Origin of the sequence: Aeromonas sp. QDB31 (assembly GCF_027707605.1) — a bacterium.
GTDB lineage: Bacteria > Pseudomonadota > Gammaproteobacteria > Enterobacterales > Aeromonadaceae > Aeromonas > Aeromonas media.
In genome coordinates this window covers 50,947-64,834 of sequence record NZ_JAPCIX010000020.1, presented here as the reverse complement: position 1 = coordinate 64,834, position 13,888 = coordinate 50,947, and the positions used below count along the sequence as shown (strand labels likewise).

The following is a 13,888-nucleotide window of genomic DNA, read 5'->3' as shown; positions in this document are numbered from 1 at the left end:
TTAAAAAAGCCCCGGCAACTGGCCGGGGCTTTTGGGGTTATGCCGAGGTTCGGCAATTCAACTGGAGCAGGTTCAACTCTCGCAAGGCCACCGAGAACTTGGCGAACTCGTGAGTGCTCGTGGTCTTGAAGTCGGCCAACATGTGGGTCCAACGGGACAAGAGTTGCTCATGCTCCGAAATCCAGTCGGCCAGTATGGTAGCGCATTCTCCCTGCTCTTTGCACCCTTCCAGTACCACTGAGGTGAGGCTGCGTTGCTGCCAGTCCAGATCTTCGCGGAAGGAGGCCCGGGCCATCGCCTGCCAGTGGTTGCCCACCGGTTGATGGTTGATCTGCTCGAGGAACCAGTGCAGATCGAGCTTGGCGCCGAGACGGTAGTAAACGTTGGCGGCGCGCAGGATGTCGGTCTTGTGCTCCGCGGCAATCTGCGCCAGATCCAGGCTGGAGAACAGGCTGCTCATGTGAGCCACCTGACGGGCGATGGCTTCCGGCACCTGTTTGGCCACCAGGGCGGCGACGGCCTGGCGATGCTCGGCCACTTCGCTCTCGTCCATCACCTCGTAGAGGTGCTCCCCCAGGGTCTCGAAGGCCGGACGGAAGAAGGCGATGTTCTCGCCGATGCTCCAGGTGCGGTTGCGGGCGCGCAGGAACCAGCGAGTGGCGCGGCGCACGATGCGGCGGCTGTAGAACATCAGCTCGAGCTGGGTGTTGGCGTCCACCAGGTTGTCACACCCTTCGATGTCACGCCACAGGGTACCCAGACCGAACACCTCCCGGGCCATGGCGAAGCAGCAAGCCACTTCGGCCACCGAGGCACCGGTCTCGTCCTTCATCCGGCTGGCGAAGTTGAGCCCCATGTCGTTGACCAGCATGTTGGCCACCCGGGTCGCGATGATTTCGCCGCGCAGCGGGTGCTGAGCCAACTCGGCACCGAACTGCTGCTGCAACTGGGCCGGGAAGCTGGTGACCAGCATGTTGGCGAGGAAGGGCTCCTCGGTCACTTCCGGGCAGTTGAGCTGCTCTTTGAGCACCATCTTACCGTAGGCCACCAGCACCGCCAGCTCGGGACGGGTCAGCCCCTGCCCTGCCGCCATCCGCTCGGAGAGCTCTTCGTCGGAAGGGAGGAACTCCAGCGCACGGTCCAGCTTGCCTTCGCGCTCCAGCCCCTGAATGAAGCGTTGCTGCTCTTTCAACTGCTCGGCGCCACGGAACGCCGTGACCGAGATGGACTGGGACTGGCGATAGGCGTTGGTGATGACGATCTGGGCCACGTCGTCGGTCATCTCGTACAGCATCTGGTTGCGCTGCTTGAGGGTCATGTCGCCTGCGGCCACCAGCTGGTTCAGCAGTATCTTGATGTTGACCTCGTTGTCGGAGCAATCCACCCCGCCCACGTTGTCGGTAAAGTCGGTGTTGATGTGACCGCCCTGGCTGGCGTACTCCACCCGGCCAAGCTGGGTGAAGCCGAGGTTGCCGCCCTCGCCCACGATGCGGGCTCGCAGGTCACGGCCATTGACCCGCAGCACGTCGTTGCTGCGATCCCCCACGTCGGCGTCGCTCTCGCGGGCGCTCTTCACATAGGTGCCGATGCCGCCGTTCCAGAGCAGGTCCACGTTGAGGCAGAGCAGCGCTTTGATCAGCTCGTTCGGGGCCATGCTGACCTTGTCGGTGCCGAGCAGGGTCTGAATTTGCGGGCTCAGCTTGATGGACTTGGCGGAGCGCAGGAAGATGCCGCCCCCTGCCGAGATGAGCTCCCGGTTGTAGTCATCCCAGCTCGAACCCGGCAGCTCGAACAGCCGCTGCCGCTCGACGAAGCTCCTGGCCGCATCGGGGGTCGGGTCGATGAAGATGTGCATGTGGTTGAAGGCGCCCACCAGCTGGGTGTGCTCGGAGAGCAGCATGCCATTGCCGAACACGTCGCCGGCCATGTCACCTATCCCCACGCAGGTGAAGTCGGTGGTCTGGCAGTTGACGCCGATCTCGCGGAAGTGACGCTTGACCGATTCCCAGGCGCCGCGCGCCGTGATGCCCATCTTCTTGTGGTCATAACCGACCGAGCCGCCGGAGGCGAACGCATCACCGAGCCAGTGGCCATACTCCTGGCTTATCTCGTTGGCGATGTCGGAGAAGGTGGCGGTGCCCTTGTCGGCGGCCACGACCAGGTAGTAGTCATCCTCGTCGTGACGCACCACGGATTTGGGCGGGATCACCTCCCCCTTGATGATGTTGTCGGTGACATCGAGCAGGCCGCGGATGAAGAGGCGATAGCAGGCCTTGCCCTCTTCCTGGATGACGGCACGGGGCGCCCCCGCCTGCATCTGCTTGCAATAGAAGCCGCCCTTGGCGCCGACCGGCACGATGACGGTGTTCTTCACCTGCTGCGCCTTGACCAGACCCAGCACCTCGGTGCGGAAATCTTCCTTGCGATCGGACCAGCGCAGGCCACCACGGGCCACCTTGCCCCAGCGCAGATGCACCCCTTCCACCCGCGGCGAGTAGACGAAGATCTCGAATTTCGGCAGCGGCAGCGGCATGTCGGTGATGCTGGAGGGGGCCAGCTTGAAGGAGATGTAGGGCTTGGCCTGACCCTCCTGATCCGGCTGGTAGTAGTTGGTGCGCAGGGTGGCGTCGATCATCTCCATGTAGCGGCGGATGATGCGATCGTCGTCCAGGTTGGCCACCTGATCCAGCTTGGCGGCGAGCTGCTCGTGCAGCTTGGTCTGGGCCTTGGCATCCTGCTTGATCGCGGGGTTGAGGCGCTGCTCGAACAGGGTGAACAGCAGCTCTGCGATGTCGGGATAACGGGTCAGGGTCTCCTCGATATAGGACTGGCTGAAGGAGACGCCGGTCTGGCGCATGTATTTCGCATAGGCGCGCAGCACAGAGACCTGGCGACCGGTGAGACCGGCCCCCAGCACCAGGCGGTTGAAACCGTCATCTTCCAGGGTCTTGTTCCAGATGGCGGCGAAGGCCTGCTGGAAGCGCTGCTGGCTCTGGGCCAGATCGAACGGCTGATCGCCGCGCAGCAGCATGGAGAAGTCGAGGATCCAGAAGATCTCGCCACTCGGGGTGCGCACCTGATAGGGCGTCTCACCGATGACGCGCAGCCCCATGTTTTCCAGCATGGGCAAGACGTCGGAGAGGTGGATGGGTTCGGTGCGGTGGAACAGCTTGAGACGCACCCGACGATCGTTCTCTTCTTCCTGGGCACGGTAGAACAGCATGCCCAGCGGCTCGGCTTCACTCAGGCCATCGAGGGCCATGATGTCGGCCACGGCAGAGCCCGGCAGCACGTCTTCCTTGTAAGCACGAGGGAAGGCAGTGCTGAAACGGCGGCGCAGTTCGTTGCCTCGGGCTTCCCCATAATGGGAGAGCAGCACGGAGTCCAGGCGGTCGTCCCAGCTGCGGGCCGCTTCAATCAGGTTGTTCTGTACTTCGTTCACATCCACATCCACGTTGTTGTTGTTGACCCGCACTATGTAGTGGGTCCGTGCCAGCACGCCTTCGGTGAAGTAGACGTTGAACTCCACATCAAAGCTGCTGCCAAAATACTTCTGCAAAATTTGCTGGGTCTTGACCCGCAGCGCCGTGTTGTAGCGCTCCTTGGTGACATAGACCATGCAGGAGAAGAAACGGCCGTAGACGTCGCGACGCACGAACAGGCGCAGCATGTCACGCTCTTGCATCTCCAGCACGCCGAGGCCGGTGGCCAGCAGCTCCTCTTCACGGGCCTGAATAAGCTCGTCGCGCGGATAGGTCTCCAGCACGTTGAGCAACGCCTTGTAGGCGTGGGAGCCCTTCTCGTGACCGGAGGAGGCCATGATGCGCTCAAGGCGGTGGCTGATGAGGGGGATCTGGGTGGCGCTGGTGTTGTAGATGGAGGAGGCGTAGAGACCGATGAAGCGATCTTCCCCCACCACTTTACCGTGTTCGTCGAAGCGCTTGATGCCGATGTAATCCACATAGGCCGGACGGTGTACCCGGGACTTGGCGTTGGACTTGGTGAGGATCAGCAAGTCAGAGCTCAGGGCCGCGTGACGGGCGCTGGCGGGCATGCTGCCCAGGCGCTGGCCTTCGTCCTTGATGGAGTTCTTCATCAGGCCCAGGCTGGATTCCGGCTGGGGCAGGATCTCGTGATCCCCCTCCACCGCCTTGACGTCATAACGGCGATAGCCCATCAGGGTGAAGTTGTGGGCGGCGACCCATTTCAGGAAGGCGACGCAGGAGTCCACCTCGGCCTGGCTGACCGGGTTCTTGCGCTTGGGCAACTCCTCGATGATCTCGTTCAGGCGACCCAGCATGGGTTGCCAATCCCCGACCGCCAGGGCCACTTCCCTCGCCACCGAGTTGAGCTCGGCGGTCAGGGCATCCATCTGCTCCTCATCCGTAAGATGATCGATCTCGATGAGGAAGGCGGTCTCGACCGAGGTCTGGGAAGCCGTATTGTCGAGATCCAGGATGGCGCCAATCTTGCCTTCGCTGCCGCGAATGAGGTGCAGCGGCTGGTGCAACATCATGTGGGCCGTGATGCCCCGACGCTTGAGGGCCATGCGGATGGAATCCACCAGGAACGGGGAGTCCTGCAGGATGATCTCGACGATGGTATGGGGAGACTGCCATCCGTGGCGGGTCAGCTCGGGGTTGTAGACCCGGATATAGGGCTCTGTGCTGGTGCGCTGGTTGAGCGCATTCCACAGGCTCAGCGCCGCCCCGTAGAGATCGCTGTCATTGCGATCGTGCAGGTCGGTGCTCGCCATGTTGCCGTAGAACTTGGCGACGAAGCATTCGACCAGGGAGGCGCTGTTCTTGGGCAATTTCTGATGGATCAGGCTGAGAACGTTTTCGAGCAGAACTGAGGTAGGGGCGTCTTTCAATGCCATTGCTAGTTTCCTTATCGGACGACATCACAGACACGGCGACATCCACCCAGGATGTGCGCCGGTACAGAGTTGCTGCGAAGTGTAATGAGTTGGATCAAGGAAGGCGAGCAAAGGTGATAACGGGATGTTAAAAACAAGGGGCAGATCACGGCTTGGGTTGTGATAAATTTTGCCAAGTCGCTAAAATTTAGAAAATCGCACTGGCTGTTAGTCGATTAACCGGATAGATAGTGACTTAAAGCAGATATTTACCCGGAATTGTGTTCATGTTTTGTTAATTTATGCGTTTCGGGCTAGCCTGGCGTTCATCGTCCTGTATTTGGCGTCGCAAGCAGGCGTATTCCCCTCTATAGGACGCTCACACGAGTGGTTCGACTACGGCAAGCGACCCTTTCGAGGCAGAAGCCTACGGAATGATCCAAGAAGAACACTGCTCTCTTAGAGAGTGAGCGGCACTCAGGAGAGCCTCTCCAGGCGAACAAAGCGGTGATCTTCCTGGGTGACCAGCCGAAAGTAGCCGTGCACCCCGTTGACGCTGACGAAGGAGCGGATCTTTTCCAGGCTCAACTCTATGGTCAACCCCTGCTCGGTGCGCACCACCAGCCGTCTGGCCTGGCCCTGGTACATCAGCATGATCTCGTCGCGGCCAAGGGCCAGCCGAAAGGTGTACTGCCTCATTCCCCCTCCTCTTGATGAAAAACGGGCAGGAGAGCCTGGCTCCCCTGCCCGTGACCTGCACCCTTACTGCGCCAGTGCCTTGCTTACCTTCTCGAACAGATCCCGCGCCAGCCCCTCGAGGTTGGCCAGACGGGTCAGCTCGGCCCGGATAAGCGTCTTGCGCCCTTCATCCAGTCGCTTGAACTGAATGAGCGGGGTGATGAGGCGGGACGCCACCTGGGGATTGACCTCGTTGAGCGCGATCAAGAGATCAGTCAGGAAGCGATAGCCGCTGCCATCCACCGCGTGGAACTGCACCTGGTTGTTCATGGCGAAGCTGCCGATGAGCGCCCGCAACCGGTTCGGGTTGCGGATGCTGAAGGTGGGGTGGGCCATCGCCAACTTCACCTCATCCAGCACGTCGGCGGCAGGCTTGCTGCCCACCAGGCGCAGCCAGTTGTCCAGCACCAGGCCGTCATGGGCCCACTTGCCTTCGAAGTCGGCCATCAGTGCGGCGCGGCATGGCAGCAGATAGCCGTTGGCCACCTGCAGCGCCGCCAGGGTGTCGGTCATGTTGTCGGCCGCTGCGTACTGCTCGCGCACCAGTGCATCGGCATGATCTGCATCCAGCGCCGCCAGATAGCCGAGCACCACCCCCTTGAGGGCACGTTTGGCGGTGTCGCCATGGATCACCCTATACCCCATCAGCCGCAGGCGCTCATAGGTGGTGGCCAGGCGCGTGCCGAAGGCCTCGGCGAGCTGGCTGTGGATGGCATCCCGCACCCTATGGATGGCATCGATGTCGGCCACCTCGAACAGCTCGGCCAGGGTCGCTTCACCTGGCAGCGCCAGGATCTCCGCCTTGAGAGCCGAGTCCAGCTCGGCCTCGTCCAGAATGGCGACGAAGGCCGCCAGCAGGGTTTGGGAGAGCTCAACCCCCTGCCCCTGCTGCACCCGCGCCACCCCGTCGATGACCGCCTTGTTGATCAGCATCTGGGCAGCATCCCAGCGGGCAAACTCGTTGCGAGCAAAGCGCATCAGGAAGGCAAGCGCTTCATCGCTGTAGTCATAGTGCAGCTTGACCGGCGCGGAGAAGTCCCGCAGCAGGGAGGGAACCGGCTTGACCGGCACCTGATCGAATTCGAAGGTCTGCTCTTCTTCCAGCACATCGAGCACGTTGCCGATGGCCTTGCCCTGATATTGCAGCGCAATGACGGCACCCTGCTCGTCATAGAGTTCGATGTCGAGGGGGATGTGCAGCGGCAATTTTTGCGGCTGATCCTGGGTCGGCGGCGTGTGCTGGCGCACGTGCAGGCGATAGACGCCGCTTTCGGCATCGTACTCGTCGGTCACGGTCAGCTCGGGCGTGCCGGACTGGCTGTACCAACGGCGGAAACGGCCGAGATCCACACCGGAGGCATCCTCCATCGCCTGCACGAAGTCATCGCAGGTGGCGGCCGAGCCATCGTGACGCTCGAAGTAGAGACGCATACCGGCCTGGAAGGCAGCTTCACCCAGCAGGGTGTGCAGCATGCGGATCACTTCAGAGCCCTTCTCGTAGACGGTCAGGGTGTAGAAGTTGTTCATCTCGATCACCACATCCGGGCGAATGGGGTGAGCCATGGGGCCGGCATCTTCGGCGAACTGCGGCCCGCGCACGGTACGCACGTTGTTGATGCGGTTGACGCCGCGTGAGCCCAGATCAGAGGAGAACTCCTGATCCCGGAACACCGTCAGCCCCTCTTTGAGACTGAGTTGGAACCAGTCGCGGCAGGTGACGCGGTTGCCGGTCCAGTTGTGGAAGTATTCGTGGGCGATCACCCGCTCGATGCCGTGGTAGTCGCTGTCGGTGGCGGTCGCCGGGTTGGCCAGCACGAACTTGGAGTTGAAGATGTTCAGCCCCTTGTTCTCCATGGCGCCCATGTTGAAGAAGTCCACCGCGACGATCATGTAGATGTCGAGGTCATACTCGAGGCCGAAACGCTGCTCGTCCCAGCGCATAGCGTTGATCAGGCTCTCCATGGCGAAACCGGCGCGATCTAGGTTCCCCTTGTCGACGAAGATCTCCAGAGCCACCTTGCGGCCACTACGGGTAGCGTAGCTACCCCGCTCCACGTCGAAATCACCGGCCACCAGGGCAAACAGGTAGCTGGGTTTGGGGAAGGGATCCTGCCACTGCACAAAGTGACGGCCGTCACCCAGATCGCCGCTGTCGACCTTGTTGCCGTTGGAGAGCAAGAAAGGGAACTGGGATTTGTCGGCGGTGATGCGGGTGCTGTAACGGGCCAGAATGTCGGGCCGGTCCAGGTAATAGGTGATACGCCGGAATCCTTCTGCCTCGCACTGGGTGCAGTAGGCGTCGCCGGACTTGTAGAGCCCTTCCAGCGCCGTGTTGGCGGCGGGATCCAGATCCGTGACTATGGTAAGCACACATTCGGCAGGCAGGTTGAACAGGGTCAGACTGCTCTCCCCCTGCTCGAACTGGGTGAAGGGGACACCGTCCACGCTGACGCTGTGCAAGACCAATCCTTCCCCATCCAGCACCAGCGGCTCGTTGTGCTCGCCGTTGCGGCGCAGGCGGGAGATGGCGGTGACCCGGGTCAGGGGCTCCTGCAGTTGAAAATCGAGATCGATGCTGTCGATCCAGTAGAGGGGCGCCCGGTAATCCTGGCGATACTTGGCCGTCATGGCCTGGGAGTGATCGGTCATTATTGTGTGCTTCCACGCTTTGTTATTGACGTGTCAGAGGCTGTCACAACGATTCGGCAGGGTCAAATAGTTTGCATTCCGCCAAAAGAGAGGGCGACCGAAGTCGCCCTTGTATTCATGCGATGCACCCTGGATTCTCAGCCCTTGCTGAGCCTTGCCAGATCCGCCGTGATGTTCGCGGCTTCAATCTGATACTCGTCAGGGGCCTCGAAATCGGTCGGCAGTTCATCCAGGCTCTTCACCGTCGGCTTGCCAAGACGGGTCAGTCGCTCGTTGGCTCGCGCCAGCGCCTTCTCGTCCTGCTTGGCCTGATCCGCCAGTCGCTCGGCTTCGTTCAGAGAGACCGACTTCTTGTCCTGATCCGCCTGATACTCCTTGATGTCCTGCAGCACGTAGGCAAATTCAGGATCCTTGGCGATCCGCGCATCGTGAGCCGACTTCAACCTGGGCAGCAGACTGGAGAAGTCCCCCAGCTTGTCGTAACTGGCCGAAGCTATCTTGTCCCAGGGCAAGGCGTTGAACTCCCGGCTCTCCCCGGTCTCGTCCGGCGAAACCGCGGTCGGGAAGCCGATGTCCGGTGCCACCCCCTTGTTCTGGGTGCTGCCACCATCGATCCGGTAGAACTTGGCGATGGTGTACTGCACGTGACCCAGCGGCTGCTCGTAGAAGTCGTAGACCTTGGCGAGGCTGCGATGCTGCTGCACCGTGCCCTTGCCGAACGAGTTCTCACCGAGGATCAGGGCGCGGCCGTAATCCTGCATGGCGGCGGCGAAGATCTCAGAGGCCGAGGCGCTGTAACGGTCGATCATCACCGACATGGGGCCGCCGTAGTAGACGTTGCCGTCGTCGTCACCATTGACCGTGATACGGCCCATATGATCACGAATTTGCACTACGGGACCGCTGGCGAAGAACAAACCACTCAGGGCCGAGGCTTCGGTCAGGGCACCGCCGCCGTTGCCACGCAGATCGACGATGAGACCATCGATCTTCTGCTTGTTGAGGCTGGAGAGCTCCTTGATGACGTCGTCATGGAGATTGACGTAGAAGCTCGGGACCTCGAGCACCCCTATCTTCTTGCCTTCGGCGGTGATCACCTTGGACTTGGCGGCCCTGTCTTCCAGACGCACCTTGTCACGGGTCAGCTCAACCAGCTCGGTCTTGGCGGTCGCGCCCTTGCCGCGCTGGATCTCCAGCTTCACCTTGCTGCCTTTCGGGCCCTTGATGAGTTCGACCACGTCATCGAGACGCCAGCCGATCACATCGACAATCTTGCCGTCGTCCTGCCCCACCCCGGTGATCTTGTCATCGGGCTTGAGGTGGTTGGACTTGGCTGCCGGGCCGCCGGGCACCAGGGAGCGGATGACGGTGAAGTCATCTTCCGCCTGCAGCACGGCCCCAATACCTTCCAGCGAGAGATTCATCTCGGTGTTGAAGCGATCGGCGCTGCGCGGCGAGAGGTAACTGGTGTGGGGCTCGATGGCACGGGCGAAGGAGTTCATGAAGAGCTGGAACACATCCTCGCTCTCGGTCTGGGACATCCGCTTGATGGCGTTGTTGTAACGCTTGCCAAGCAGCTCCTTGATCTCGGGCCACTCCTTGCCGCTGAGCTTGAGGCTCAGGGCATCGAACTTGACCCGTTGACGCCACAGCTCGTTGAGCTCGGCCTCGTCTTTGGGCCAGGGAGCCCCTTCCCGATCGAAGATGTAATTGTCAGGCTGGGTGAAATCCAGGGGAGTGTCGAGCAGTTTGAGGGCGTATTCGAACCGCTCGTAACGCCGCTGCTGACTCAGGTTGAACATCTCGTAGGCCGGAGCCAGACGCCCTCTCTCGAGGTCGGTGTCAAAACCGGTACGGTACTTTTCAAAACGGCTGATGTCAGAGGCCAGAAACAGGTTGCGGCTGTAGTCCAGATTCTCCAGATATTTGTCAAATATCACGGAGGAAAAGGCATCGTCCAACTTGAACTGTTTGTAGTGAGAGCGGGTAAACAGATTGGCAATTCGCTTGCTGGCCGTAGCATGTTGGCTCTCCTGAGCCAACACAGGCAAATCACTTTCCTTGAGCACCGGCTCGATGGCCTGTGCGAGCCCGGCGAGCGCCAGGCTACAGGCAACGAGGGAAAAACGAATCACGCCATGCTTCAACATTCGTCTCCTTAGAGAACCAGATGCTCGAACTTGACCCGCAACATCATGCCGGTCTGCAATTGAACCTGTACGTCATCCTTGGTCACTTCCTTGATGGTCGCAGGCACAGGAGACTTGCCCAGCACGACGCGCACGCCTTGATCCACTTTCAGGGTGGCGGCATCCACTTTGACCAGAGGAGCATCGGCTACAGGCGCGGCCTTGGGAGCGGACTTGGGCTTGTCGGAGCGAGGAGCATCGGCCTTGCGCGGCGCGTTGCGGCGCGGCTGCTTGGGCTTGTCTTCCTTCTCCTTGGTGTTGGTGCGGCGGCTGGCAAAGACACGCTCTTTGCTCTCCTTGAGGGCCTGTTTGGCATGTTCGATGTGCTCTTCGGTCAGCAGCTCACCGGGGTTGCCATCCAGATCGACACGGGCCTGGCCAGCCTTGAGGCCATGCAGGTAACGCCAGCTGGAGGTGTATTGACGCAGAGCAGAGCGCAGCATGGTCTTGGAGACTCTCTCGTCATCAGCAAGACGCGCGGCCAGATCCTGGAAGATGCCAATCTTGAGTGGCTTGGCCTCTCCTTCAGCGATGAAGCAGGCCGGGAATTTCTCGACCAGGTAGGCAACGATCTCTTTACTGTTCTTCAGCTTTTCAGTGTTTTCCATGTATAACCTTGGCTTTCATATAGACGCACGGGCATGCCCGAACACAACAAAGGCCCTATTATAGAGAGCTTGGGACCTTTTGCGAACCATCTAGCAATGACTTAGAGCATGCTTTCCAAAATTTGCACCGTTTCTTCGAGGCCAATCCGGTCCTCCTGGTCGAAACGGTTAAAAATCGGACTATCCACGTCCAGCACCCCGATGATCTCACCACCGCGACGCAGCGGAATCACGATTTCAGAATTGCTGGCGCCGTCGCAGGCGATGTGACCCGTGAACTGGTGTACGTCGTCCACCAGCTGGGTCTTGCCCTCGGCCACCGCCGTGCCGCAGACGCCGCGGCCCACCGGAATGCGCACGCAGGCCGGCTTGCCCTGGAAGGGGCCGAGCACCAGGGTTTCCCCTTGCAACAGATAAAAACCGACCCAGTTGATGTCAGCCAGCTCCTGATTGAGCAGGGCAGACAGGTTCGCCAGGTTGGCAATCAGGTCGGGTTCACCCTCCAGCAGTGCCTGGGCCTGCTGGTTGAGGGTGCGATAAAATGCTTGTTTTTCAATCATGATTAAATGAACTTCACTCCTTGATAATGAATGCAAGGTACCGACCTGCCTGAAAAATTCAAATCAAATTTCACTTCGCCCCCCTCCTGGGCCGCAAACAGCGGCCTCCTGTCAGTGAGAAACCCCCAGCGCCAGTTGCTGGCGCTGGCCATTGCTCCACTCGATATTGAGCAGCCACTCCATGGCCTCAGTGGTGCAGCTCCCAACCTGAGCGGCCCCCTGCCAGCCCCCCTCCTTCGCCTCGAGTTGCACCGGAATGAGCCCCATGAACATGGTCTTGCCCTCCAGCCAGGCCTTGATGGGGGTGATGGCGGGGGATCCCCCCTGAAGGCGCAACACAAAGTCATGTTCAGGGCGGATCGGCAAGCCGTCTATGCTGGCCGTCAGGGGCTTGCCACCGACGAGAAGGGGACAACTGCTGTGGGACAGATCACAAATCTGATCATTTGTTGCCGTCGCCTCCCCCCTCGGCGGGCCCGAAAACCAGGTCCGATAGGCCATCAAGGAGAGCAAAATGGCCAAAACGATCGTCAAGTGCACGATTTTGCGTGAAGTGAGTCTCTCTTTCATGAAAAAACAGCCCTGTAAGGTACTTTAAAAATGCGATTTTCGTGATCTTGCGCAAGGTAAAAACTGGCGGGCACCAGACCCGCTGGAGCCAAATATATCACTGTTTGTACTGTTATTTTACCGGTCAGTTCAGTATCATTCTCAATGAATTTTCATTTAACCACCTTTTGCTTTTCCTTTTATTAACAGATGTTAACGAGAGGATTTTGCAAATCAGGGGTGAAAATGGCCCCGATTACCGGGCGAAAAACAAACAACAGCATCGGAAGCGGAATACAACGATGAGCCATACAACAAACCACCCTGAGTACAACTACACCGTTGTGCGCCAGTTCACCGTCATGACGATTGTCTGGGGAATTGTCGGTATGTCGGTTGGTGTACTGATCGCAGCCCAGTTGATCTGGCCTGCCCTCAACTTTGATACCCCCTGGCTGACCTACAGTCGCCTGCGTCCCCTGCATACCAACGCGGTCATCTTTGCGTTTGGTTGCAGTGCCCTGATGGCCACCTCCTTCTACGTGGTACAGCGCACCTGCCAGGCAAGATTGTTTGGCGGCCCGCTCGCCTCCTTCGTGTTCTGGGGCTGGCAGGCGATCATCCTCGCCGCCGCCATCAGTCTGCCACTGGGATACACCACCTCCAAGGAGTATGCCGAGCTGGAATGGCCCATCGACATCGCCATCGCCGTGGTCTGGGTGAGCTATGCCATTGTCTTCTTCGGCACCCTGGTCAAGCGCACCACCTCCCACATCTATGTGGCGAACTGGTTCTTCGGTGCCTTCATCATCACCGTGGCCGTGCTGCACATCGTCAACAACATGGAAGTGCCACTCTCCGGCATGAAGTCCTACTCCATGTACTCCGGCGCCATGGATGCCATGGTGCAGTGGTGGTATGGCCACAACGCGGTCGGCTTCCTGCTCACCGCCGGCTTCCTGGGGATGATGTACTATTTCGTGCCCAAGCAGGCGGGGCGTCCGGTTTACTCCTACCGTCTCTCCATCGTGCACTTCTGGGCGCTGATCTCCCTCTATATCTGGGCCGGTCCGCACCATCTGCATTACACCGCGCTGCCCGACTGGGCGCAGTCCCTGGGCATGGTGATGTCCCTCATCCTGTTTGTCCCCTCCTGGGGCGGCATGATCAACGGCATCATGACCCTCTCCGGTGCCTGGCACAAGCTGCGCTATGACCCCATCCTGCGCTTCCTGATCGTGTCCCTGTCGTTCTACGGCATGTCCACTTTCGAAGGCCCCATGATGGCGATCAAGACGGTCAACGCCCTCTCCCACTACACAGACTGGACCATAGGTCACGTCCACTCCGGTGCCCTGGGCTGGGTTGCCATGGTATCCATCGGCGCCGTGTATCACTTGATCCCGAACCTGTTCGATCAGGGCCGCATGTACAGCATCCGCCTGATCAACGTCCACTTCTGGCTGGCGACCGTGGGCACCGTGCTCTACATCGTCTCCATGTGGATTTCCGGGGTGATGCAGGGTCTGATGTGGCGTGCGGTCAATGATGACGGCACCCTGACCTACAGCTTCGTGGAGGCGCTGCAAGCTTCCTATCCCTTCTACTTCGTGCGCTTCCTGGGTGGCTGCTTCTTCGTCACCGGCATGCTGCTGATGGCTTACAACGCCTATCGCACCGTCACTGCGCCCAAGGGTTCCCTGGAACCCGTCGCACAGCCAGCCTGATCTGAAGGGG

General features: G+C 60.1%; 8 protein-coding genes. 1 reads left to right on the top strand and 7 read right to left on the bottom strand.

Features of this window, described 5'->3' with window-relative positions; all coding sequences use genetic code 11:
* Positions 1–37 precede the first annotated feature (37 nt).
* From PG898_RS17095 to PG898_RS17065, 7 genes are all read right to left on the bottom strand, one after another.
* Positions 38–4,879 (bottom strand): NAD-glutamate dehydrogenase, encoded by a 4,842-nt coding sequence (locus PG898_RS17095; RefSeq protein ID WP_270824642.1) that lies wholly within the window; start codon positions 4,877–4,879, stop codon positions 38–40.
* A 456-nt stretch (positions 4,880–5,335) separates the two neighbouring features.
* Entirely contained in the window at positions 5,336–5,557 is a 222-nt protein-coding gene (locus tag PG898_RS17090; RefSeq protein WP_043131825.1) for a DUF2835 family protein, read from the bottom strand.
* Between the two features lie 63 nt (positions 5,558–5,620).
* Positions 5,621–8,245, bottom strand: a complete 2,625-nt coding sequence (gene pepN / locus PG898_RS17085; RefSeq protein WP_043131824.1) for an aminopeptidase N — start codon at positions 8,243–8,245, stop codon at positions 5,621–5,623.
* A gap of 137 nt (positions 8,246–8,382) precedes the next feature.
* Positions 8,383–10,395 (bottom strand): carboxy terminal-processing peptidase, encoded by a 2,013-nt coding sequence (prc, locus tag PG898_RS17080; RefSeq protein ID WP_043131821.1) that lies wholly within the window; start codon positions 10,393–10,395, stop codon positions 8,383–8,385.
* A gap of 8 nt (positions 10,396–10,403) precedes the next feature.
* Positions 10,404–11,042: an RNA chaperone ProQ gene (gene proQ, locus PG898_RS17075; protein ID WP_025327008.1), complete on the bottom strand. Its 639-nt coding sequence runs from the start codon at positions 11,040–11,042 to the stop codon at positions 10,404–10,406.
* 101 nt (positions 11,043–11,143) lie between these two features.
* The gene (locus PG898_RS17070) at positions 11,144–11,602 is read right to left on the bottom strand and encodes a GAF domain-containing protein (protein ID WP_005329612.1); all 459 of its coding nucleotides are present in this window, start codon (positions 11,600–11,602) and stop codon (positions 11,144–11,146) included.
* Between the two features lie 111 nt (positions 11,603–11,713).
* A complete protein-coding gene (locus PG898_RS17065; RefSeq protein WP_270824641.1) occupies positions 11,714–12,172 on the bottom strand; it encodes a hypothetical protein in 459 nt (152 codons plus the stop codon).
* 281 nt (positions 12,173–12,453) lie between these two features.
* Here PG898_RS17065 and ccoN point away from each other — a divergent pair, with 281 nt between their 5' ends.
* Complete coding sequence (gene ccoN / locus PG898_RS17060; protein WP_005329626.1) at positions 12,454–13,878, top strand: cytochrome-c oxidase, cbb3-type subunit I; 1,425 nt, start codon at positions 12,454–12,456, stop codon at positions 13,876–13,878.
* Positions 13,879–13,888: the final 10 nt, after the last annotated feature.